Source organism: Bailinhaonella thermotolerans (assembly GCF_003594875.1).
In the GTDB taxonomy this organism is placed as follows: domain Bacteria; phylum Actinomycetota; class Actinomycetes; order Streptosporangiales; family Streptosporangiaceae; genus Bailinhaonella; species Bailinhaonella thermotolerans.
The window spans coordinates 334,643-357,588 of record NZ_QZEY01000002.1 but is presented as its reverse complement, the minus strand read 5'-3'; the positions used below and the strand labels follow the sequence as shown (position 1 = coordinate 357,588).

The 22,946-nt window shown below is 75.7% G+C and carries 19 protein-coding genes; 9 read left to right on the top strand and 10 right to left on the bottom strand.

Annotated elements, in window-relative coordinates; translation table 11 throughout:
* Positions 1-14: 14 nt before the first annotated feature.
* Positions 15-869 (bottom strand): ABC transporter permease, encoded by an 855-nt coding sequence (locus D5H75_RS06800; RefSeq protein WP_119925478.1) that lies wholly within the window; start codon positions 867-869, stop codon positions 15-17.
* The gene (locus D5H75_RS06795; RefSeq protein ID WP_202637897.1) at positions 866-1,840 is read right to left on the bottom strand and encodes an ABC transporter ATP-binding protein; all 975 of its coding nucleotides are present in this window, start codon (positions 1,838-1,840) and stop codon (positions 866-868) included. Before D5H75_RS06795 ends, D5H75_RS06800 begins: the two co-directional genes overlap by 4 nt.
* 220 nt (positions 1,841-2,060) lie before the next feature.
* Here D5H75_RS06795 and D5H75_RS06790 point away from each other — a divergent pair, with 220 nt between their 5' ends.
* From D5H75_RS06790 to D5H75_RS06780, 3 genes are all read left to right on the top strand, one after another.
* Positions 2,061-2,462: a globin domain-containing protein gene (locus D5H75_RS06790; protein WP_119925477.1), complete on the top strand. Its 402-nt coding sequence runs from the start codon at positions 2,061-2,063 to the stop codon at positions 2,460-2,462.
* Between the two features lie 211 nt (positions 2,463-2,673).
* The gene (gene rsgA, locus D5H75_RS06785) at positions 2,674-3,771 is read left to right on the top strand and encodes a ribosome small subunit-dependent GTPase A (protein WP_119925476.1); all 1,098 of its coding nucleotides are present in this window, start codon (positions 2,674-2,676) and stop codon (positions 3,769-3,771) included.
* Positions 3,772-3,865: 94 nt separating this feature from the next.
* The gene (locus D5H75_RS06780; RefSeq protein WP_242454027.1) at positions 3,866-4,558 is read left to right on the top strand and encodes a phosphoribosyltransferase; all 693 of its coding nucleotides are present in this window, start codon (positions 3,866-3,868) and stop codon (positions 4,556-4,558) included.
* A gap of 176 nt (positions 4,559-4,734) precedes the next feature.
* Here the strand turns inward: D5H75_RS06780 and D5H75_RS06775 are convergent, their stop codons facing one another.
* The 5 genes from D5H75_RS06775 to D5H75_RS06755 all read right to left on the bottom strand — a co-directional run bounded on the left by D5H75_RS06775 (position 4,735) and on the right by D5H75_RS06755 (position 8,561).
* Positions 4,735-5,046, bottom strand: a complete 312-nt coding sequence (locus D5H75_RS06775; RefSeq protein WP_119925475.1) for a WhiB family transcriptional regulator — start codon at positions 5,044-5,046, stop codon at positions 4,735-4,737.
* A 123-nt stretch (positions 5,047-5,169) separates the two neighbouring features.
* Complete coding sequence (locus tag D5H75_RS06770; RefSeq protein ID WP_242454026.1) at positions 5,170-6,054, bottom strand: sucrase ferredoxin; 885 nt, start codon at positions 6,052-6,054, stop codon at positions 5,170-5,172.
* 235 nt (positions 6,055-6,289) lie between these two features.
* Entirely contained in the window at positions 6,290-7,801 is a 1,512-nt protein-coding gene (locus D5H75_RS06765; RefSeq protein ID WP_119925473.1) for a glycerol-3-phosphate dehydrogenase/oxidase, read from the bottom strand.
* On the bottom strand, positions 7,798-7,995 hold the full coding sequence (locus D5H75_RS06760) for a hypothetical protein (protein ID WP_119925472.1): 198 nt from the start codon (positions 7,993-7,995) through the stop codon (positions 7,798-7,800). The genes D5H75_RS06765 and D5H75_RS06760 overlap by 4 nt, the downstream gene beginning before the upstream one ends.
* A complete protein-coding gene (locus tag D5H75_RS06755; protein ID WP_119925471.1) occupies positions 7,992-8,561 on the bottom strand; it encodes a TetR/AcrR family transcriptional regulator in 570 nt (189 codons plus the stop codon). Before D5H75_RS06755 ends, D5H75_RS06760 begins: the two co-directional genes overlap by 4 nt.
* 117 nt (positions 8,562-8,678) lie before the next feature.
* On the opposite strand from D5H75_RS06755, the gene D5H75_RS06750 reads away from it, so the two are divergent.
* Positions 8,679-10,259 (top strand): FAD-binding oxidoreductase, encoded by a 1,581-nt coding sequence (locus tag D5H75_RS06750; protein ID WP_119925927.1) that lies wholly within the window; start codon positions 8,679-8,681, stop codon positions 10,257-10,259.
* A gap of 143 nt (positions 10,260-10,402) precedes the next feature.
* Here the strand turns inward: D5H75_RS06750 and D5H75_RS06745 are convergent, their stop codons facing one another.
* Positions 10,403-10,843: a GNAT family N-acetyltransferase gene (locus D5H75_RS06745; protein WP_119925470.1), complete on the bottom strand. Its 441-nt coding sequence runs from the start codon at positions 10,841-10,843 to the stop codon at positions 10,403-10,405.
* A gap of 169 nt (positions 10,844-11,012) precedes the next feature.
* Here D5H75_RS06745 and D5H75_RS06740 point away from each other — a divergent pair, with 169 nt between their 5' ends.
* The 3 genes from D5H75_RS06740 (at position 11,013) to D5H75_RS06730 (ending at position 16,032) form a co-directional block, all read left to right on the top strand.
* A complete protein-coding gene (locus D5H75_RS06740; RefSeq protein ID WP_206781948.1) occupies positions 11,013-12,824 on the top strand; it encodes a serine/threonine-protein kinase in 1,812 nt (603 codons plus the stop codon).
* 51 nt (positions 12,825-12,875) lie between these two features.
* A complete protein-coding gene (locus D5H75_RS06735) occupies positions 12,876-14,345 on the top strand; it encodes a sulfatase family protein (RefSeq protein WP_119925468.1) in 1,470 nt (489 codons plus the stop codon).
* A gap of 178 nt (positions 14,346-14,523) precedes the next feature.
* Complete coding sequence (locus D5H75_RS06730; protein WP_119925926.1) at positions 14,524-16,032, top strand: metallophosphoesterase family protein; 1,509 nt, start codon at positions 14,524-14,526, stop codon at positions 16,030-16,032.
* A 79-nt stretch (positions 16,033-16,111) separates the two neighbouring features.
* Here the strand turns inward: D5H75_RS06730 and D5H75_RS06725 are convergent, their stop codons facing one another.
* A complete protein-coding gene (locus tag D5H75_RS06725) occupies positions 16,112-18,223 on the bottom strand; it encodes a serine/threonine-protein kinase (protein WP_202637896.1) in 2,112 nt (703 codons plus the stop codon).
* An 80-nt stretch (positions 18,224-18,303) separates the two neighbouring features.
* On the opposite strand from D5H75_RS06725, the gene D5H75_RS06720 reads away from it, so the two are divergent.
* On the top strand, positions 18,304-19,908 hold the full coding sequence (locus D5H75_RS06720; RefSeq protein ID WP_119925466.1) for a bifunctional 3'-5' exonuclease/DNA polymerase: 1,605 nt from the start codon (positions 18,304-18,306) through the stop codon (positions 19,906-19,908).
* A gap of 135 nt (positions 19,909-20,043) precedes the next feature.
* On the top strand, positions 20,044-20,802 hold the full coding sequence (locus tag D5H75_RS06715; protein WP_119925465.1) for an SGNH/GDSL hydrolase family protein: 759 nt from the start codon (positions 20,044-20,046) through the stop codon (positions 20,800-20,802).
* Between the two features lie 159 nt (positions 20,803-20,961).
* On the opposite strand, the gene D5H75_RS06710 is transcribed toward D5H75_RS06715, so the two are convergent.
* A complete protein-coding gene (locus D5H75_RS06710) occupies positions 20,962-22,899 on the bottom strand; it encodes an ATP-dependent DNA helicase (RefSeq protein ID WP_119925925.1) in 1,938 nt (645 codons plus the stop codon).
* Positions 22,900-22,946: the final 47 nt, after the last annotated feature.

The following is a 22,946-nucleotide window of genomic DNA, read 5'->3' as shown; positions in this document are numbered from 1 at the left end:
CGCCGTTCCCGGGCTCAGCGGACGAGCTGGGCGGCGGCCTCCCTGGCGGCCTCCACCTGGGACCCGGAGGTGCGGCGGGCCGCGCGCCGCAGCACGGGGGGCGCGGCGAGCGCCCCGGCGACGGCCCAGGCGGCCAGCACCGCCACCGTCTGCCAGGTCCGCCAGGACCCGCCCACCTCCAGCGCCGCCGCCGCGTCCGGCAGGAACGCCGAGCGCATGCCGAGGCCGATCCAGTACATCGGGAAGACCTGGGCGACCACCTGGACCCAGCCCCACAGCGCGGTGATCGGCGTGAAGATCCCCGAGATGGCCGCGAGCCCGAACACCGGGAGCATCCCCCACGTGCCGACCTTCTGGGCGTTCGGCGCGAGCGCGCCGAGGACGATCCCGATCGGCATCACCGCGAGCAGGCCGAGCGGGATCACCCAGGCCACCGTGAGCCACCCGGCCGCGCCCCGGTGCGCCAGGCCGTCGAACAGCAGCAGGCCGGGCAGCAGGATGAGCGCGAACACCGGGACGACCTGCAGGCTCTGGAAGAGGACCTGGCCGGTGACGTACCCGGTGACGCCCCGGGGCACGGCCCTGGCGCGCAGCAGCGTCCCGTCCTCGCGCTCCAGGGCCAGCGAGAACGCCGGCCCGGCCACGGTCCCGAAGACCATCACCATCCCGAGCATGCTGGGCAGCGCCACCGACGGCATGAGCAGCGAGGTCCCCTCGACCCTGTCGTCCCGGTTCCAGAACAGGTAGGCCAGGGTGGCGACCGCCATGAACACATAGAAGCCCTGGTCCTGCGGGCTGCGGACGCTGAGCCCGAACTCGTGCCACCCCCGGGCCAGTCCCACGCGCACGGCGTGCGCCGTCCGGTTCATCGCGCGGCCTCCCCGCTCTCGATCCTCCCGGGCCCGGGGGCCCGGCCGCCTGTCTCCGCCCCGAACTCCCGCGCGGACTCGCCGCGGGAGGCGCCCGCCTCGTGCCGGCGCACCAGCGCGAGGTAGGTGTCCTCCAGACTGGGCCGTCGCACCTCCAGGTCGGCGACCGCCTCGCCGTGCTCGGCCAGCAGGCCGCGCAGGAACCGGGTCGCGTCGGGGGTCGTGACCGAGCGCCGCTCGCCGTCGAGCCGCCAGCTCACCCGGGCCGCGCCCGCGAACCGCTCCGCCAGCCCGGCGGTGGTGCCGTCGGCCACGATCCGCCCGTCCGCGAGGATCAGGATCCGGTCGGCCAGCTTCTCCGCCTCGTCCAGGTCGTGCGTGGTCAGCAGGACCGTCGTCTCCTCGGCTCCGGCCAGCCGCAGCACGAGCTCGTGGAACTCGCGCCGCGCGTGCGGGTCGAACCCCGCGGTCGGCTCGTCGAGGAACAGCAGCTCCGGCCGTCCCACGATGCCGATCGCCACGTCCAGCCGCCGCCGCTGCCCGCCGGACAGCAGCCTGACCTTCTGGTCGGCGTGCTCGCCCAGCCCCACCATCTCGATCAGCTCGTCCACGTCGTACGGCCTGGGCCTGGCGGGCGTGGAGTACGGCGTGTAGTAGGCGCCCAGGTGGCGCAGCAGGTGGCGGGCGGTCCACCGGGCGTGGTCGCGCCAGGACTGGAGCACCACGCCGGTCCTGGCCCGCCAGTCCTCGCCGCCGGTGGCCGGGTCGGTCCCCAGCACCTCGACCTCGCCGGCCGAGCGCGCGCGGAACCCCTCCAGGATCTCGATGGTCGTGGTCTTGCCCGCGCCGTTGGGCCCGAGCAGGCACACGACCTCGCCCCGCCGGACCTCGAACTCCACGCCGTCGAGCACGTCGCGCGTGCCGTAGCGCATGCGCAGCCCGCGCACCGCCACGGCGGTCTCACTCGTCATGCGGTCCTCCCTCTGGTCAACTTTGGTTGACCCCTTCTGGGCGGTCAATCTAGGTTGACTCCGCCGGGTTCGTCAACCCGCGTTGACCTTCCCGCGGCGGCCTGGCCCGGGGGCGCCGGCCGGGCCGGAAGCGGGGTGCGGGCCGGGCCGGGGGAGGGGTTGCCCGTGGTCGGGGGCGCGCCTAGGGTCGCAGCCACGCGAGGGTTTACCGGAGGTTTCCGTGGACGGTCAGCGCCTGAAGGACAACTTCGCACTCGTCGCCGCGAACGGGGCGGAGGTGGCCGCGTTCTTCTACGCCGACCTCTTCCGCCGCCGCCCCGACCTGCGCCCCCTGTTCCCGGCCTCGATGACGCGCCAGCACGAGGTCCTGCTCGGCGCGCTCTCCCGGATCGTCGGGCTCGTGGACCGGCCCGGCGAGCTCGTGCCGTACCTGCGGGAGCTGGGCCGGGCGCACCAGGGCTTCGGCGTGCTCGCCGACCACTACCCGGAGGTCGGCGCCAGCCTGCTCGCCACGCTCGCGCACTTCTCCGGCCCCGGCTGGTCCGACGCGCTCGAAGCCGACTGGGCCGAGGCGTACGGCCTGGTCGCCAAGGTGATGGCCGGAGCGGGCCGGGAAGCGTGAGGCCCGGCCCCGGCCGCCGCCCTATCGAGGTGCGAGGGGGCCGCGGCGGATGTATGCTGGCGATGATCGCCGCACGGAAGGTGCGCGGCGCCGGAACGAGGAGGTGAGGACTATGGCCGTGGTCCAGGCATGCCTTCAGTCCATCTCCTCGCGGGTGCCCGCCTGACCCGATTCCGCTCGGGCGCCCGCCGTTCCGAAGGGTGTCCCCGAAGTGGGTTTCGATCTCTCTCTTCTCGGCTGGAACGACGCTCTCGCCGCTGAGCTCCCCGCCGGCCTCGTGCCCGGCCGGGTCTCGCGCGTCGACCGCGGCACCGCCGAGGTCCTCACCGCGGACGGCCACGTCAGGGCGGCCCAGTCCGCCGCCGTGCGCCGCGCCGGAGCCGCCGACCCGATCTCGCTGCCCTGCGTGGGCGACTGGGCCGGGCTGCGCGAGCTGCCCGACGGGCGGCACGAGGTGGCCGCCGTCCTGCCCCGCCGCACGGCGCTCGTGCGCGCGGGCGTGGGGCGGACCTCGCGCGGCGGGCTCTCCGACGACTCGCAGGGCCAGGTGCTGGCCGCCAACGTGGACCTGGCGTTCGTGGTGGAGCCCGCCATGCACGCCACCGACACCGCCGACCTGAGCCGCATCGAGCGGCTGCTCGCCCTGGCCTGGGAGAGCGGCGCCACCCCGGTCGTGGTGATCAGCAAGGCCGACCTGCTCGGCGACGCGCTCGACTCGCTCATGGACGACGTCGCCGCCGTCGCCCCCGGCGTGGACGTCCACGCCATCTCCTCGGTCACCGGCGAGGGCGTGGACCTCGTCCGCGCGCACCTGGGCGGCAGCCGTACGGCGGTGCTGCTCGGGCCGTCCGGCGCGGGCAAGTCCACGCTGACCAACGCGCTGGCGGGGGAGGAGGTCATGGTCACCCAGCAGATCCGGGCGAGCGACGGGCGCGGGCGGCACACCACCACCCACCGCGAGCTGATCACGCTGGCCGGCGGCGGGCTGATCATCGACACCCCGGGCATCCGGCGGGTCGGCCTCTACGAGATGAGCGAGGGCGTCGACCTGGTGTTCTCCGACATCGAGGGGCTCGCCGCGGACTGCCGGTTCGCCGACTGCGGCCACGACGCCGAGCCGGGGTGCGCGGTGCTCGCCGCGGTCGAGTCCGGCGAACTGCCGTACCGGCGGCTCGCGAGCTGGCGCAAGCTCCAGCGCGAGGCGCAGTGGATGGCCAGCCGCACCGACGCCCGCCTGCGCCAGGAGAAGACGCGGCAGTGGAAGGTGATCCACAAGGAGATGCGCCGCAGCGGCCGCAACCGGCCGTAGGCGTCTCCGCGGTCCCGCCCGCCCGGCGGGCGGGACCGCCCCGCCGCGCGATCTTGGATGGGTGATCTTGATGGAGGCTGGGTAGATCACTGGTGTGCGCGAGGGGGTGACGACCGTGGCGGGGCGGCACGCGGAGCCGGAGGTGCGCCTCCCGCTGTCCGACCGGGCCGACGCCGGGCGGCTGCTGGCCGGCCGGGTCGCGGCGCTCGGGCTGGACCGGCCGCTGGTGCTGGCGCTTCCGCGCGGCGGGGTCGCCGTGGCCGGGGCCGTCGCCCGGCGGCTGGACGCGGAGATGGACGTCCTGGTCACCCGCAAGATCGGTTATCCGCGGCAGCCGGAGCTGGGCGTCGGGGCGGTGGCCGAGGGCGGCGATCCCGTCTACGACGAGGACCTGATGGCCCGCCTGGGGATCGAGCCCGCGGAGATGGCCGGGACGCTGGCCGCCGAGCGGCGCGAGCTGGCGCGGCGCGTGGCCGCCTACCGCCCCGGGCGGGAGCTTCCCGCGTTCGCCGGGCGCGACGTCGTGGTGGTGGACGACGGGCTGGCCACCGGCGTGACCGCGCGGGCGGCCCTGCGCGCCGTGCGGGCCGGGAGCCCGCGCCGCCTCGTGCTGGCCGTCCCGGTCGGGGCGGCGGAGACGGTGGAGGCCATGCGCCGCGAGGCCGACGACGTGATCGTGCTGGCCACCCCGTGGGCGTTCCGGGCCGTCGGCCAGTGGTACCGCCGGTTCGACCAGCTCACCGACGCCGACGTGCTCGCGCTCCTCGACCGGGTCAGGGGCGCGTGAGCGGCCCCGGGCCGGGCAGCGAAAAGCCCGGGCGCGGTCGCCGGTCCACGGGGAGGCGGCGGGCGGCGCGCCCGGGTGCGCGGAGAACGGGGGAACCGGCCATGAGTTCGCGGCGGCCTCCCGGCGGTGAAACCGGGGAATGCCGCCGCGGTCAGGGCGTGGTTCGGAGGATTTCGTCAGGCGGCGCTGATGCCGGCGCTCGCGGCGCGGCGCATGCGGCGGCGACGCTCGGAGGCGCGCTCGTCCTCGTTCAGGCCGCCCCAGGTGCCGTACTTCTCGGGCCGGGACAGGGCGTAGTCCAGGCACTCGGCGCGAACCGGGCACTGAGCGCAGATCGACTTGGCCTTGCGCTCGCGGATCTCACGCTCGGGCTGGCGCTCACCGTCCGGGCCGAAGAACAGCACCAGGTCCTCTCCGCGGCACGCGGCATCATCCTGCCATCCCCAGCTGGGACGCGGGCGGTTGAGCTGCCGACGCACCTGAGACATGAGTGAACCACCTTCGTGACGTAGGTAGAGGAGTTATTTCGGGTTTTGTGCCGCATTGGACGCTCTGAGGCATCCCTGAGTCCAACGCCGGATCCGGCCGTGGTGTTCCCGCTTGTGCGGTCCCTATGCCCGGGCGGACGTGGCCGGCTGCCGGCTCATTTCGAGCAGCAGGGCCAACCGGTAGGTTGCGATCGTATCGGTGCACTCCGGCGCGCCCGCAGGGGGGCACGGCCTGAAGGCCGATCGTTCGACCACTACCCGATACCGGGCGCCACCCCCGAGCACGATGGCCTCGGTGGCGTCGCCGTCCGTCACACTGGACTCCACGGCCACTCCGCCGAGCGCGAGCTCTCCCGTATGGGCACGCACGAAATGCTCAGCGGCTTGCAGTGGCTCTGGGATGCCTGAGCGCCCCCGGAGACGGTCGAGGATGACCTCGCCGCGCCGGTAAGCTTCGACTGCGGCGATCGCCGCAGCCTGGGACATGCTGCCGTAGTAGAGCCCGTGTGGCAAGCACACCAGGTTAGCGGCGTATCGATCGCCGCCGACATGTGTCGTTTCCCATACGTTTCGCGGCCATTTGTCGTGCAGCTCGCGTGCGAGTGGGAGGCCCAGCCGGGCGCAGCAGGCGTTGCGCTTGGCGTGGGTGCAGACGAGCGCCACCGGTTCGGTGACGAGAGGGCCGAAGTGCGGCCGCTCGCCCCGGGCGACGGCGTCCAGATCGAGCCGGGCGAGATCGGCGAGATCGGTGACGACCCGCTCCTCCAGCCACGGAGAGTCGCCCGCGGACCAGCCGACATAGACCCGCCGGGCGGACGCGTCGCGCCGCCGGGCGCCGGGCCTGCGGATGAGCTGGGGCCGCACCCCGGCCTCGGTCGCGCGGGCGACCAGCCCGGCGACCTCGGGGGGCAGTGAGGCGCACTCGTCGAGGTAGGCGGCCCAGGGTCCCTCGTGTTCCACGAGCAGCCAGGCCCGGGCCCCCACGGTGGCGCTGGCGAACGCCGGCACGGCGGGCGTGTGGCATCCGTAGGCGTGCGCGCAGCCGCGCGCCCTCGCCCCCGGCGTCCCCTGGCCCCCGTCGGTCACGCTCGCCTACCGCCTCTCACTCGTTCGATTAGGTAAGACTAACCTAATCCCCCGTTCCGGGGCAGTGACACCTCTCACTTTCGGTGACGTCCCTCGCTTTCGGCCGATGTGCGGACAGGATCTCGCGGCGGGCCCGGCGGGATCTGTCCCGGCGGGCTCAGCGGGCGAGCGCCTCGCGGGCGGCGGGGACGGCGGCCTCCCGGTCCTCGGGGATCAGCCCGACCCGGGTGCGCCGGTCCAGCAGGTCCGCCACGTCCAGCGCCCCCTCGTGGCGTACGGCGAACGCCAGCTCGGCCCCGGTGACCGGCGAGCCGGGCGCGACGGGCGCGGCCAGGGACGGGTCGAGGGAGGCCAGCGACAGGACGGCCGGGGCCTCGGCGCCGTATCGGCGGGCGAGCCGCGCCGGGGCGGGGACGGCGGCGGGGTCGGCCGCGCCCACGAGCGGCAGCCCGGCGGTGACGGACCGCCCGGCGCGCAGGCCGCGGGCGGCGACGGCGGCGTCCACGGCGTCCTCGGCCATGCGGCGGTACGTCGTGAGCTTGCCGCCGACGACCGTGATCACGCCCTCGGGTGAGGTGAGGACCGCGTGGTGGCGTGAGAGGTCGGAGGTGCGGCCCCCGGCGTCCAGCAGCGGGCGCAGGCCGGCGAACGCGCCCGCGACGGCCTCGCGGGGCACCGGCCGCTCCAGCACGCTCCCGAGGACGCCCAGCAGGAAGTCCACGTCGGACTCCGGGACCTCCGGCACGTCCGGGACCGGGCCCTCCACCGGCTCGTCGGTCAGCCCGACGTACACCCGGCCGTCGTGCTGCGGCAGCACGAGCACGAAGCGGTTCAGCTCGCCGGGGATCGGCACGTGCAGCCCGGCCCGCGGCGAGCCGAGGGTCTCGGCGCGCAGCACCAGGTGCGTGCCGCGCGAGGGGCGCAGCCGTACGGACCCGTCGAGGCCCCCGGCCCAGACCCCGGCGGCGTTGACCACGGCGCGGGCGCGCACGGTGAACTCCTCGCCGGTCAGCTCGTCGCGGACGACCGCGCCCGCGCCGGTGAGGGAGAGCGCGCGGCAGCGGGTGAGGACGCGGGCCCCGTGCGCGGCGGCGGTGCGGGCGATCGCCACGACGAGGCGGGCGTCATCGGTCAGCCGGCCGTCCCAGGAGAGCAGGGCGCCGCGCAGGCCGTCCGCCCGCAGGCCGGGGACCAGGCGCAGGGTCTCGCGGGCCGGGAGGGAGCTGGGCCCGGGGAGGACGCGGCGGGGCGTCCCGGCGGAGATCCGCAGCAGGTCGCCGGCGCGCAGCCCGGCCCGGACCAGGCTCTCCTGGGCTCGGCCCACCGAGGCGGTGAGCGGCATCGCGAACGGCTGCGCGGCCACCAGGTGGGGCGCGGTGCGGCGCATCAGGATCCCGCGCTCGACGGCGCTCTCACGGGCCAGCCCGACCTGCCCGGAGGCGAGGTACCGCAGGCCGCCGTGGATCAGCTTGGAGCTCCACCGCGAGGTCCCGAAGGCCAGGTCGTGCGCGTCGATCGCGGCGACGGACAGGCCGCGCGACGCGGCGTCCAGCGCGACGCCCGCGCCGGTGGCGCCCAGGCCCACGACCAGCAGGTCCACGGTCTCCTCGGCGACCAGGCCCAGTTCCCTGGCCCGGCGGGCGGCGTTCAGCGACGAGTTCACGGTCACCCCTCGTACGTCGTCAGGTCGTGCGTCGTCAGGTCGTGCGGCGTCAGGTCGTGCGGCGTCAGCTCGCGCCCGCCGGGGCCGCGCGCCGCCGCGTCGCGCGTCGCCAGGGCGTACGCCGCCGGGACGTACGGCAGGCCGGAGGCGGCCGGGCGGCGCGGGGCCGGGGCGGGCGGGGCCGGAGCGTGCGCCGTCACGGGCGGAGGTACCGGTCCAGGAGGGCGGCCAGCTCCTCCGGCGGCGCCCCGGCGACCCCGGCCGACAGCGCGAAGGACTGCGCGGTCAGGAACACCGCGCGGGCCAGGACGGCCGGGTCCCCGGCGCGCACGCTGCCGTCGGCCTGGCCCTCGCGGACGATCCGCGCGGTCATCCCGATCATCGTGTGCTGGCTGGAGCCCAGGCGGTGCAGCAGGTACGGCAGCAGCAGCTCGGGGTCCACGTCCACGATCTTGCGCCAGAGCGGGTGGGCGGTCAGCGCCGAGACCGCGGCGGCGATCGCGGCCACGCCCCGCTCGCGGGCGCTCTCCCCGGCCGCCGCGTCCTCGGCCTCCCTGGCCAGGTTCACCCATTCGCGGGTCATGAGGTCCCCAACGAGCGAGCGGACGTCCGGCCAGCGCCGGTAGATGGTCATGCGGGACATCCCCGCGCGCCGCGCCACCTCGGTCAGCGTGGTCCGCCGCACTCCCACCGCGAGCACGCAGTCCCGGGCGGCGTCCAGGACCACGTCGTCGTCGGCCCGGTTCTTGTGACGAATCGACGCCATATGTCACAGTGTAAGCCCGTTCCGCGGGGAAGGCCGCCGCCGCGCGGCCGGGACGCGGGGGCCCGTCCCCGGGGGAGCCGAAGTGAGGAGGGGATCGCGAGCGTGAGCGCCGAACCGATGCTCTGGTCCGGGTGGGGAGACCCGGCCAAGGCCGCCGAACTGCCCGAAGGGGTCCGCGCGCTGCTGCGGGACATGCTGGGGGTCAAGCCCCCCGCGGCGCCGGAGGCCACCTTCGGGGAGGTGCGGCTGCCCGCCGCCGCGCTGCCCCCGGCCGCGCTCACGGCGCTGGAGGCCGTCGTCGGCCCCGGCCACGTGCGCACCGACGACGACGCCCGCATCCGCCACACGCGCGGCAAGTCCACCCCGGACCTGCTGCGGATGCGCGCGGGGGACGGATCCGACGCCCCCGGCGCGGTCGTGCTGCCCGCCACGCACGAAGAGGTGCTCGCGGTCCTGTCGGTGTGCACGGCGCACCGGCTGGCCGTCGTGCCGTTCGGCGGCGGCACCTCCGTGGTGGGCGGCCTGACCGCCTCGCCCCAGGGGTTCGCCGGCGTCGTCGCGCTCGACGTGGGCCGGATGAATCGCCTGCTCGCGGTGGACCCGGAGTCGATGACGGCGACGTTCGAGCCGGGCGTGCGCGCGCCGCAGGCCGAGGCGCTGCTGGCCGCGCACGGGCTCACGATCGGGCACTTCCCGCAGTCCTTCGAGTACGCCACCCTCGGCGGGTTCGCCGCCGCGCGCTCCAGCGGCCAGGCCTCGGCCGGGTACGGCCGCTTCGACGACCTCGTGGTGGCCCTGCGCGTGGCCACCCCGCGCGGCACGCTCGACGCCGGCCGCGCCCCCAAGTCGGCCGCCGGGCCGGACCTGCGCCAGCTCGTGCTGGGCTCCGAGGGCGCGTTCGGCGTGATCACCTCCCTGACCGTCCGCGTACGGCGGGCGCCCGCCGTGCGGCTGTACGAGGGGTGGCGCTTCGCGGGCTTCGCCGAGGGGGCCGCGGCGCTGCGCGCGCTGGCGCAGGAGGGGCCGCTGCCGACGGTGCTGCGGCTGTCCGACGAGACCGAGACCATGATCGGGCTGGCCCGGCCGGGCGACCTGGGCGCGCTGGACACCGCCGCGGGCTGCCTGGTCGTCGCCGGATACGAGGGCGCCGCCGAGGAGGCGGCCGCCCGCCAGGCCGCGGCCTCGGGCGTGCTGCGGCGCCACGGCGGGGAGCCGCTGGGCCCCGAGCCCGGCGAGGCGTGGGCGCACGGGCGCTACTCGGCGCCGTACCTGCGGGACTCGCTGCTCGGCGCCGGGGCGACGGTCGAGACCCTGGAGACCGCGGCGTTCTGGTCGGGCGTGCCGCGCCTGTACGAGGCCGTGCGCCTGGCGATCACCTCGGCGCTCTCGGCGCACGGCGTGACCCCGCTGGTCATGTGCCACATCTCGCACGTGTACGCCACCGGCGCGTCGCTGTACTTCACCGTGGTCACCGCGCAGGGCGGCGACCCGCTGGGCGAGTGGGCGGCCGCCAAGCACGCGGCGAACCAGGCGATCATCGAGGCGGGCGGCACGATCAGCCACCACCACGGCGTCGGCCGCGACCACCGGCCCTGGTACGCCGCCGAGATCGGCGAGCTGGGCGTGGACGTCCTGCGCGCGGTCAAGGCCGCCCTCGACCCGGCCGGCGTCCTCAACCCCGGCGCCCTCGTCCCCTGACCGCCCGTCCCCGACCGCCCGTCCCCGACCGCCCGTCCCTGACCGCCGCCCGGCGAGCCCGGGCAGGCCGCGCGCCGGTCACGTGATCCCCGCCCGCGCCGTCGGGGGCGGAGACCGCGAGACCGGCGCGAGGCGCGCGGGCGTCAGAGGGCCTTGGCGAAGCAGTGACTGAGGGGCCAGTCCTCGTAGGGGCCGAAGCGGGGGATCTCGCGGTAGCCGCTGGAGGTGTAGAGGGCGATGGCCTCGGGCTGCCGGTCGCCCGTCTCCAGGCGGATCTCGCGGAGGCCGTCCTCGCGCGCGAGCCGCTCGACCTCGGCCAGCAGGAGCCGGGACAGGCCTCTGCCGCGGTGCCCGGGGACGACGTACATGCGCTTGAGCTCGCCGACGCCGGGTTCCAGGAGCTGCAGGCCCGCGCATCCGGCCGGGTCGCGGCCGGCCCAGGCCACCACGAAGCGGATCCCGGGGTGGACGGCGAGGGGCGTGTGCTCCTCGGCGTACCGGCCGGCCAGCTCGGCCTGCTGGGCCGCGCACAGGCCGAGGATGACGGGCGAGCCCGGGGGCTCGGCGGTCAGCGTGATCTCCATGCGGCGCAGCGTAGGCCCGAGATGTTGCCGGTATGTTTCCGGTTATTTACGGCGAAGCGCTGACAAAAGGTGACGTATTGCGCTTTGCTTGGTAACTCGTATCCGGGGGAGGCGCGGGGCATGCGATGATGCCCGCCCGAGATCATCGTGCCGTACGGGGAACGTGAGCGTGAATCGATACGACCAGCCGCAGGGTGGCACCCTCCAGACCGGCGACCCCGCCTCGCTGGGGCCGTACCGGACGCTGGCCCGCCTGGGCCGGGGCGGCATGGGGACGGTCTACCTGGCCGAGAGCCCGGCGGGGGCCCGTGTCGCCGTGAAGGTGATCAACGCCGAGCTGACCGCCGACCCCGACTTCGTCGCCAGGTTCCGCCGCGAGGTGGAGGCGGCGCGCAAGGTGCACCGGTTCTGCACCGCGCCGGTGCTCGACGCCGACCTGGCCGGGCCGCGCCTGTACGTCGTGACCGAGTACGTCCCCGGGCCCGACCTGGCGGCGGCCGTACGGCAGAACGGACCGCTGACCGGCTCGAACCTGGAGGCGCTGGCCGTCGGTATCGCGACCGCGCTGACCGCGATCCACGGCGCGGGGGTGATCCACCGGGACCTCAAGCCCGCGAACGTGGTGCTGTCGCCGCTGGGGCCGCGCGTGATCGACTTCGGCATCGCGCGGGCGCTGGACACCATGGCCGAGAAGACCGCCACCGGGAAGATCCTGGGCACGCCGGAGTACATGGCGCCCGAGCTGCTGACCGGCGGCGACGTCGCCCCGGCCTCCGACATCTTCGCCTGGGGGTGCGTGGTCGCCTACGCCGCGACCGGGCACTCGCTGTTCGGCGGGCGCACGATCCCCGAGGTGCTGTACCGCGTCGTGCACGAGACCCCCGACCTGAGCCGGGTGGACGCGCGTCTGCGCGGGGTGGTCGAGGCGGCGCTGAGCAAGGACCCGGCCGCCCGGCCCGGCACCCGCGAGCTGCTGAACCTCCTGGTCGGCCAGGACGCGGACGCCGAGCGCATCGCCGGGACCGTGCGCGTGACCCTCCCCGCCCCCGCCGCCGTCGCGCCCGGAGGGGCGGCCGCGGCGGGCGCGGAGCCGACCGCCGTCGCGCCCCCCGCGGCGCCCACCGCCCAGGTGCCGGGCGCGCCGCGGACCGCCCGCATGCCCGAGGGCGAGGCGGGGGAGGGCCCGCGCGAGCCGCACGGCCCCGGCGGCGGGAGCGCGCCGCGGGGCGGGAAGGCGAACCGGTGGGGGCTGCTGATCGGCGGCGGCGTGGGCGCGGTGGCGCTGGTGGCCGCGGCGGCGGCCGGGCTGGCGGCGCTGCTGAACGGCGGCCCGCCGGCCGTCGCCGAGGAGCTCATGACCGACGACTTCAAGGTGGCCGAGGGCAGCGTCTGGCCGTCGGACGCCGTGTCCAAGGACGCCTACCGGGGCTTCACCGGCGACGGCAGGTACACCATGGCGACGAACAGCAGCGAGACGTACCGCGAGGCCTCGCCCGGGCTCGGGATCAGGCTCCCCGACCGGACCCTGCTCAGCGTGAGCGTCAAGTTCGAGACCGCCAGGCCCGACGCCCAGGTCGGGGTGTACTGCCCGGCCTCGGACATCGGGCGCGACCCCGCCGACCGGGCCAAGGTCAAGTGGCTCTGGCACGAGGTGATCCTGCGCTACGACGGCAACGCGATCGTCCGCCGGGTGGCCGCCGATCAGGCCGACAACGAGCTGACCCCGGCCACCAGGGCCGAGGGGTTCGACCCGAAGCGGGCGAACCGGCTCCAGGTGGCCTGCGAGCTGTCCGGGAAGACCCGGACGGTCCGGCTCTGGGTGAACGGGCGGCTCGCGGTCGAGGCGAGCGACGACCTGCCGCACGCGCCGCGCCGCGTGGACAACTACTACCCGCGCCCGGGGATCTTCATCCGGCAGAACGGCGGCGCCGAGCCGTACACCCGCGTCTCCCTGGACGACTTCCACCTCGGCAGGTACTAGCCCGGTGTGCCATCATCTCAGCCAAGCAAAGGTTTGGTCGAGGAGTGGCGCATGGGCCGTCCGAACATCCTGCTGATCGTCTCGGACCAGGAGCGTCAGCGCGGCTGGATCCCGGGCGGGCTGACGCTCCCGAACCGGCAGCGGCTGATCGACTCGGGGCTGGAGTTCACCCGCCACCACACGGTCTCCTCGCCCTGCTCGCCGTCGCGGGCGAGCCTGTTCACCGGGCGGTACGTCCCGCAGCACGGGGTCAACGAGAACGTGCTGTTCCCCTCGCACCGCGAGCTGTCCCCGGACGTCCCGACCCTGGGGCACCTGCTGCGCGACGCGGGGTACCGCACGGCGTACCTGGGCAAGTGGCACCTGTCCCACGCCGAGCGGCCGGACATGGAGGCGTACGGCTTCGGCGACTGGTCCGGCAACGACCGGCACTACATGGGATTCGCCGGGACCGGGGCGTACTTCGACCCGATCGTGGCCGAGCGCGCCGCGTGCTGGCTGCGCGACGAGGGCGCGGGCGAGACGCGGCCCTGGTTCCTGGCGGTGGCGCTGGTGAACCCGCACGACATCCACTGGTATCCCATCGACCAGCCGGACTACCAGGAGGCCAACGCCGAGGAACTGGCCACGGTGCGCGGGATCCTGCCGGTCTGGCACGAGGGCGGCGACCCGGTCCCGCCGTACGTCAGGGAGTACGACGAGGTCTTCGACGCGCTCCCGGCGAACTTCGACGACGACCTGTGGACCAAGCCCGCCGTGCAGCGGCAGTGGATCAGGGAGCAGAACTCCTTCTGGTTCGGCCGCATCGACCCGGCGGACGAGCGGGGCTGGCTGCGGCAGCTCGACTACTACTGGCGGCTGCACCAGGACGGGGACGTGAACCTCGGCCTCGTCCTGGACGCGCTGGAGGCCTCCGGCCGGGCCGCCGACACCGTGGTGATCTTCACCTCGGACCACGGGGACATGTGCGGCTCGCACGGGCTGCGGTCCAAGGGGCCGTTCGTCTACGACGAGATCATGCGGATCCCGCTGTACGTCCGCGTGCCCGGGGTGACCGCCGGCGGGAGCCGTACGGACGCCCTGTCGTCGAGCGTGGACGTGGCGCGGACGATCTGCGCGCTGGCGGGGGCGGCGCAGGACTCGTGCGCCGGCGTGGACCTCACGCCGGTGCTGCGGGACCCGTCGGCGCGGGTGCGCGAGCACGTCCTGTTCGCGCACGACATGGCGTACTACGGGTCGTGCCTGACCCTGCGGTACGCCGTGCGGGGGATCTTCGACGGGCGGCACAAGTACGCCCGGTACTACGGCGTGGGCGGCGGAACCGATCAGTTCGGCCGCCCGTCCAAGGGCCCGAAGCTGTTCGGCGCGGACGCCGCGGCCGAGGACTGCGACCACGAGCTGTACGACACGTGGGAGGACCCGCACGAGCTGGTGAACCTGGCGATGGACCGCGGCCGCAGGGCCGAGGTCCGCGAGTGGTTCGGGCGGCTGCGGGCGATCGAGGCGGAGGAGTACGCCTGAGCGCGGCCCGGGCGGCGGCGCTGCGGCGGCCCGAAGACGGTGTTGTTCGACGACCGTGTCGTTCGACGACGGAGATGCGGAGGACCTCGTGGAGGCGGCGCGGCGCGAAGCCACTCCAGGCCGGGAACGTTCCGAGGCGGGTGGCGCCGCGCGGGACGGCGATCTCCCGGGCGGCGGCGTGGGTGATCCCCGGGGAGTCCCCGGGCCGGACCCCGCCTCCGCGGCACGGCCCGAGCCCTCGTCCCGGCGGTCCAAGGCGGGCGCCGGGTGGGTGTGCGGCACGCCGGGGGAGTTCCGGGCCCTGCGGCCGACGAAGGCGAAGTTCTCCTGGCTGCGGCCTTCGGTGCTGTGGCGGTCGCGCAACGACGTGCTGGCGCACCGGTTCGGCGACCCGTCGGGGCGGGTGCGGCGGCGGTGGGTGGCGGCGCAGCGGGCGCGCGGGGCGGACCCCGACTTCCGCATCGGGGCGCACGAGGACGCCTCGTCGTACTCCTTCCTGGTCCTGGGCGACCCCGGCGAAGGCGACGCGTCGCAGTACGCCGTGGTCCCGGGGATGCTCAAGATCGGGGAGGGGACGGCGTTCGCGGTGATCGCCAGCGACGTGGTCTACCCGACCGGGGAGGGCGACGACTACTGCGACAAGTTCTTCCGGCCGTTCTCCGGGTACCGCGCGCCGATCTACGCGGTGCCCGGGAACCACGACTGGTACGACGGGCTCGGCGGGTTCATGCGGGTGTTCTGCGACGCCCCGGGACTGCCGCCGGCGAAGGGGGACGGGCTGCCGCCGCTGTGGCGCCACCCCGCGAAGATCGACGAGGCGAAGCTGGCCACGGCGCGCGCGATGCGGGGCGACCCGTCGCAGCGGGCCGAGCAGCCCGGGCCGTACTGGGTGCTGGACACCGGGCCGCTGCGCGTCGTCGGGATCGACACCGGCATCACCGGCACCCTGGACGCCGAGCAGGGGGACTGGCTGCGGCGCGTGTCGCGGGTGGCCGGGCCCAAGCTGCTGATCACCGGGAAGCCGATCTACGACAGGAACGCCTACAAGCCGTGCCCGATCGAGGGCGGCGGGACCGTGGACGAGATCGTGCGCGACCCGGCGAACGGGTACGTCGCGGTCATCGGCGGCGACATCCACAACTACCAGCACTATCCGGTGAACGTGGACGGCCGCACGATCCACTACGTGGTCGCCGGGGGCGGCGGCGCGTTCATGCACGCCACCCACACGATCCGGCGGGTGGACGTGGGCGGGGTCGCCGAGGACTCCTTCCGCTGCTACCCGCTGCGCGGTGACTCCCTGTCGTTCTACAGCCAGCTCTACGCCCGGCGGCTGCGGATGGGGTGGCTCTACATCCCCCCGGACCAGGCCGCGCTGATCACCGCCAGGCAGATCGGGAACAAGCCGGTGCGCCCGATCCCGCCCGGCGTGACGATCACGCGGAAGGCGCGGTGGGCGGCCCGGCTGCTCGGGGCCTGGCCGTGGCCGTTCCGCCTGCCGGTCGGCACCGTCTTCCAGCGGTACGTCTCGGAGCTGTCCGACTGGGACGAGCCGCCCTTCTTCAAGAGCTTTCTGCGGGTGTCGGTGACGCCGGAGAAGGTGGTCGTGAGCTGCTACGCCGCGACCGGGTGCCGGGAGCACGAACTGGACCCGCCGCTGGAGGACGAGTTCGAGATCGAACTCTGACGATCAGACCCGGATGATCAGGCCCGGACGGTCACGCCAGGGCGGTCACGCCCGGACGGTCAGGCTCTGACCGCGGCGCTCACCACGAGATCGCGGGCGAGTCCACCGCCCCCGACGGCTCGGCCATGAACTGCAGCTTGTACCGCTGCCGCGTGACGTAGCGGCCGCCGGGGGCGGACACCTCGAAGACGCCGCAGGTGTGGACGACGTTCGACTGCTCCAGGGTCGCCGAGCACGAGCGGGACGCGATCGCGCGCCCGGTGCTCGCGTCGTGCAGGTCCACGAACACCTCGACCTTGAAACCGACCGCGGATCTGGTCCGGCCCTGGATCATGACCTGCCGCCCGTTCGTGGCGATGCACGGCGACATCGAGAAGCCCCCGTTCGAGGCGGCCCAGTCCCGGCACCGCCACCCGATGGGCTCCGGCCGCGGCGACCGGCTCGCCTTCGGCGTCGGCTTCGGGGTCGGCGCCGGGGTCGGCTTCGGCTCCTCGCCGCGCGTCGGGGACGGCCCGGGCGACGGGCTCTTGCCGGCGGAGGGCGTGCGCGTCGCCCGCGCCGTCCGCGTGGGGGAGCCGGACTCCGGATCGGGCTCGCCGATCCCGGTCGCCGCGCCCTCCGCCGACGGCGCCGGATCCGAGCGCGTGGTCGTGGCCGGCTGCGTCGGCGCGGTCACCGCCACCGGCGCAGCCGCGCTTGGGCGGGGCTTCCCGCCGGGCCCGTTCAGCGCCACCACCGCGATCACCGCGGTGCACGCCACCGCGGCCGACAGCGCGGCCGCGGCCCCCACCACCCGCCGCGGCCGCCGCGCGCCCGCGGTCGCCGGCCCGCCGTACTGCGGCTCGCCCCCCGTCCCGCCGTGCTCCGGGGGGCCGCCGCGCGGCGGGGATCCGGGCGTTCCCGGGCCCGGCGCGCCGGAGGGGGAGCCGCCGGAGGGGGAGCCGCCGGACGGGAAGCCGCCGGGCCCGGGGGCCCCGGGGTCCTGGCCGGGAAGGGCCCATCCCGCGCCCTCGGAGCGGCCCCGCCCGGCGGCCCCCGGGTCCGTCCCCGCGGCGCCGTACGGCAGCGGGCGCGGGGCGGCGGGGGAGAGGGCGGAGCCCGGCGGCACGGGCGCCCACGGGGAGGGGGCCGGCGGCGCCCCCGCAGGGCCAGGCGCGCCGGGGGACGCCGGGACCGGTTCCGCGTCGTCGGGCCCGGTGGCGCCGGCCGCCGCCCGCCCGCCGTACAGCGCCGCCATCGGGCCGGTGCCGGGCGGCGGGGGGAGCGGGCCCCCGGGGGACGGCGCGTTCCCGGGGGGCGGCGTGTCTCCCGGGGAAGGCGGCGTGTCTCCCGGGGACGCCGCGGCCCCGGGGGGCTCGGCGGAGGGGTCCCCGGGGAGGGCTGCGAGGACCGCGCGGAGCGAGTCGCCGAGCGCGGCGGCGGCCGGGCGGCGGGCGGGGTCCTTGCCGCAGCAGGCGGTGATCACCGGCCAGAGGGCGTCGGGGATGGCGGGGTGGGGTTCGGGCGAGGAGGTGAGGTGGCGGCGCAGCACGGCGAGGGGATGGCCGCCGGCGTACGGGGAGCGGCCCGTCAGGAGCTCGTAGAGGACGAGCCCGGCGGCGTAGACGTCGGCGGCGGGAGTCGGGTCGGCCCCCTCGACCACCTCGGGGGCCATGTAGTCGGGGGTGCCGAGCACGACGGAGGTGGCGGTCAGGCGTCCGCCGTCCAGCAGCCGGGCGATGCCGAAGTCGGTGAGGCGGGCGGTGCGGGCGTCCTCGTCGAGCAGGACGTTGGCGGGCTTGAGGTCGCGGTGCACGATCCCCTCGGCGTGCACGGCCGCCAGCCCACCGGCGATCTGGGCCATCAGGCGCGCGGCCGCGGCCGGGGGGAGGGGCCCGCGAAAGGCCAGGCGCCGCCGCAGGTCGCTGCCCGTGACCAGGTCCATGATCAGCGCGACGCGGTCGCCCTCCAGCACGAAGTCGCGGACGGCGACGATGTGCGGATGCCGGAGCCGGGTGAGGACGGCGCGCTCGCGCACGAGGCGCATCACCATGTCGGGGTCGCCGGTCAGATCCTCGCGCAGCAGCTTGGCGGCCAGGATCTCACCGGTGTCGCGCGCGCGGACGCGCCAGACCGAGCCCATCCCCCCGGCCCCGATCCGGTCCAGTAACAGGTAGCGGCTGCCGAGTGGCTCATTCTCCCGGTGCGCCACGCTTCCTCCCGTATTCAAGTGAATGATCACCATAACGAGTGGCGGCTCGGAAGTGTGTTCGAGTGCGCGAGAATGGGCGCATGCGGGTGGCGATATCGGCCGGGGAGGGCGGCGCTGGGCGGATCCAGCGGCTCGCCGAGGACGGCACGCCCCTCGGCCCGCCCGAGGAGGCCGCCGACCTGGCCGCCACCGTCCGCGCGATCGAGGCCGCCGAGCGCCCCCGCTGGGTCTGGGCCGACACCACCCGCGTCTACCCCGGCCTCCTGGCCTCCGGCGTACGGCTGGCGCGCTGCCACGACGTCGCGCTCGTCGAGGCGATCGCGCTCGCCCACGAGGGCCGGTACGGCGAGCCGTCGTCCCCGGGCGCCGCGTGGGCGCGGCTCAACGGCCTGCCGGTCCCCGAGGAGCGGGCGGAGACGCCCGAGCCGCAGGCCAGCCTGTTCGAGCCGGAGCCGCCGGCGTTCGACGAGCTGGAGGCCGCCGTCGCCGTGCACGCCGCGCAGCTCCGCCGCCTGCCGGGGCCGCTGCCGCTGCTGGCCGCCGCCGAGTCCGCGGGCGGGCTGGTCGCCGCGGAGATGACCGCCGACGGCCTGCCGTTCCGGGTGGACGTCCACGACGAGCTGCTGACCTCCCTGATCGGCCCCCGCCCCGCGCACGGCATGCGGCCCAAGGGGCTGCAGGAGCTCGCGGACCGGATCGCCGCCGCCTTCGGCCGCGCCGTCAACCCCGACTCGCCCGCCCAGATCGTCAAGGCGTTCGCCGCGATCGGCCATCCCGTGCCGTCCACCCGGTCCCACGTGCTCAAGCAGGTGGACCACCCCGTCGTGCCGCTGCTGCTGCGCTACAAGGAGCTGTCCCGGCTGCACACCGCGCACGGCTGGGCGTGGGCCGACCAGTGGGTGAGCGGCGGGCGCTTCCGGCCGGAGTACGTCGTGGGCGGAGTCGTCTCGGGCCGCTGGGCCACACGGGGCGGCGGCGCGCTCCAGATCCCCAAGATCATCCGGCGGGCGGTGATCGCCGACCCCGGCTGGAAGCTCGTGGTCGCCGACGCGGCCCAGCTCGAACCCCGCGTGCTCGCCGCGCTCTCCGGCGACCGCGGCCTGGCCGACGCCGCCGGGACCACCGACCTGTACGCCGCGCTGGCCGACGCGTTCGGCGGCCACCGCGACCGGGCCAAGATCGCCCTGCTGTCGGCGATGTACGGCGGGGGCTCCGGAGAGGCGCTGCAACTGCTCGCGGTCATGCGCAAGCGCTTCCCCGCGGCCTACGCCTACGTCGAGGACGCCGCGCGGGCGGGGGAGGACGGCCGCCTGGTCCGCTCGCGGCTCGGCCGGACCTGCCCGCCGCCCTCGGCCCGCTGGCGCGAACTGGTCTCCGGCCCCGAGGGCTCCCGCGCCGCGCGCGACCGGGGCCGCTTCACCCGCAACTTCGTCGTCCAGGCGACGGCCGCCGAGTGGGCGCTGGCGCTCCTGGCCGCCCTGCGCCGCCGCCTGCCCGACCCCGCCCGCCTGGTCTTCTTCCAGCACGACGAGGTCGTCGTGCACTGCCCGGCCGGGCTGTCGGCCGAGGTCGCGGCCGCCGTCCACGACGCGGCCGAGGAGTCCCGCGCCCTGCTGTTCGGCGACACCCCCGTCCGCTTCCCGATCGAGGCGGTCCCCGTGGACTCCTACGCCGACGCCAAGTGACCCGGCCGGCCGGTGCGGCTCGCGGCGGGCCGTACGGCTCGCGCACCCCGGCCGCGCGGGGATCGCGCGACCGCCGAGGGTGAGGGTGGAGGGCGCCGAATGGAATTCTGGAGCGTTCGGTACGATATGTGCACCATGCACATCACGTCATTCGTCGCCGTCGGCGACAGTTTCACCGAGGGCATGTCGGATCTCGGTCCCGACGGCCGCTACCGGGGCTGGGCCGACCGGGTGGCCGAGGTGCTCGCGGCGCGCGAGCCCGGGTTCCGCTACGCCAACCTGGCCATCCGCGGGAAGCTGCTGAGCCAGGTGATCGAGGAGCAGGTGCCCCGGGCGATCGAGATGAAGCCCGACCTGATCACCTTCTGCGCGGGGGGCAACGACCTGCTGCGCCCCGGGGCCGACCCCGACGCGCTGGCCAAGGAGTTCGCGGAGGCCGTGCGCCGGCTGCGCGCGACCGGCGCGGAGGTCGTGCTGTTCACCTCCGTGGACGTGCGCGACGCGGGGCTGCTGCGGATGGCGCGGGCCAAGATGGCGATCTACTGCCTGCACATCCGCTCGATCGCCGACATCTACGGCTGCCGCGTCGTGGACCAGTGGTCGATGGCGTCCCTGCGCGACTGGCGCGCCTGGAGCGACGACCGCCTGCACCTGTCCTCCGAGGGGCACCGCCGCGTGGCCGCCCGCCTGTGCGAGATCCTGGGCGTGGACTGCGAGGACGACTGGCGCGAGGGCTGGCCGCCGCGCGAGGCCGTGGACCCGCGCGTCAAGCGCCGCGAGGACGCCCAGTGGGCCCGCGAGCACCTGCTGCCGTGGCTGGGCCGCCGCATCCGGGGCCGCTCCTCCGGCGACGGCCTGCCGCCCAAGCGCCCCGACCTCACCCCGTTCGCCTGACGGCACCCCGCCTCGCGGGTGCGGCCCTGCCGGTTCCGTCCGGTCCGGCCGCCTCCCCGCGCCCGGCCCGCGCCGTACGGCGTCCGCATGGCGCCCGGCCGGGGCGTACGGCGGAGAGCGCCCGCCGCCCCGCGCGGCGGGCGCTTCGCCGTGCCCGGGTCAGGCCGGGACGGCGGACAGGCGCTTGAGGGCGCCCTTGACGACCTCGGGGTCCGTGGTGTCCCAGAACGGCGGCAGCGACGCCCGCAGGAACGAGCCGTAGCGCGCGGTCACGAGGCGGGGGTCGAGCACGGCGACCACGCCCTTGTCGTCCATCGAGCGCAGGAGGCGGCCCGCGCCCTGGGCGAGCAGGAGCGCGGCGTGGGTGGCGGCGACCGACATGAAGCCGTTGCCGCCGTGGGCGGTGACCGCCCGCTGCCGCGCCGACAGCAGCGGGTCGTCGGGACGCGGGAACGGGATGCGGTCGATGACCACGAGCCGCAGCGACGGGCCGGGGACGTCCACGCCCTGCCAGAGCGAGAGCGTGCCGAACAGGCAGGTCTCCTCGTCCTCGGCGAACTGCTTGATCAGCAGGCCGGTGGCGTCGTCGCCCTGGCACAGGATGGGGACGCCGAGGCGCTCCCGCAGCGCCTCGCTGGCCGCCCGCGCCGCCCGCATCGAGGAGAACAGCCCGAGCGTGCGGCCCCCGGCGGCCTCGATCAGGCCGGCGATCTCGTGGAGGTAGGCCTCGGGGAGCCCGTCGCGGCCCGGCGTCGGCAGGTGGCGGGCGACGTAGAGGATGCCGCTGCGCGGGTGGTCGAACGGCGAGCCGACGTCCAGCCCGGACCAGTCCTTGCCGTCGGCGGACAGGCCCCACTGGCGCGCGAGGTTGGAGAAGTCCCCGCCGAGGGCGAGGGTCGCCGAGGTCAGCACCGCGGTGCGGTCGCCGAAGAGCTTCTCGCGCAGCAGCCCGCCCACGCTGAGCGGCGCCACCCGCAGGGCGGCCGGGCGGCGGTCGCCCGCGCCCTCCAGCCACACCACGTCGTGCTCGCCGTCGAAGGCCTCCAGCAGGCGCACGCACGTGTCGTGCACGTCGTCCAGCGCGGCGAAGGCGGCCCGGCGCGCGCCCGCGCCGTCGGGGTCGTCGGAGTCCTTCCCGCGCGGGCCCAGCGCGGTCACGCAGGCGTGGGCGGCGTCGCGGACCCCGGCCAGGGCCAGGCCCAGCGACTCCGGGAGCGTGTCGATGCGGCCGGGCGGCGCGGCCGAGAGCAGGGCGCCGAGGTTCTCCCCGGCCTCGGCGAGCCGGTCGGAGATCGCGTCCTCGACCAGCCGGCCGCAGCGGCGGGCGGCGGTGGCGATCCCGGGCGCGGTGAGCACGTCGGTGGCCACGGACGTGACCCGGTCCACCAGCTCGTGGGCCTCGTCGATGACGACGACGTCGTGCTCGGGCAGGACCTGGAACTCCTCCAGCGCGTCGATGGCCAGCAGGGCGTGGTTGGTGACCACCACGTCGGCCTCGCCCGCGCGCGCCCGGGCCAGCTCCGCGAAGCACTCGGTGCCGTAGGGGCAGCGGGTGGCCCCCAGGCACTCCTTGGCGGTCACCGAGACCTGCCGCCAGGCCTGCTCGTTGACGCCCGGCACCAGCTCGTCGCGGTCGCCGGTCTCGGTCTCGTCGGCCCATTCGTGCAGCCGCTGCACGTGCCGGCCGGTCGCCGACAGCGTGCGCGGGTCGAACAGCTCGTCCGGGTCGTCGTCGGGCGCGCCGGTCTGGAGCCGGTGCATGCACAGGTAGTTGCGGCGGCCCTTGAGGATCGCGAACTCCGGCGCCCGCCCCAGCATCGGCGCCAGCGCCTCGGACAGCCGGGGCAGGTCCCGGTCCACGAGCTGCCGCTGCAGCGCGATCGTCGCCGTGGACACGACGACGGCCTTGCGCTCGCTCACCGCGTGCCGGATCGCCGGGACCAGGTAGGCCAGCGACTTGCCGGTGCCGGTGCCGGCCTGTACGGCCAGATGCTCCTCCGCCTCGATGGCCCGGGCCACGGCCTCGGCCATCTTCACCTGACCGGGCCGCTCCGCGCCTCCCAGGGCGGAGACCGCGGTGGCCAGCAGGTCGAGCATCGGGGGCGTCTTCTCGGCGGGCACGACACCAAACGCTACCCCGTCCC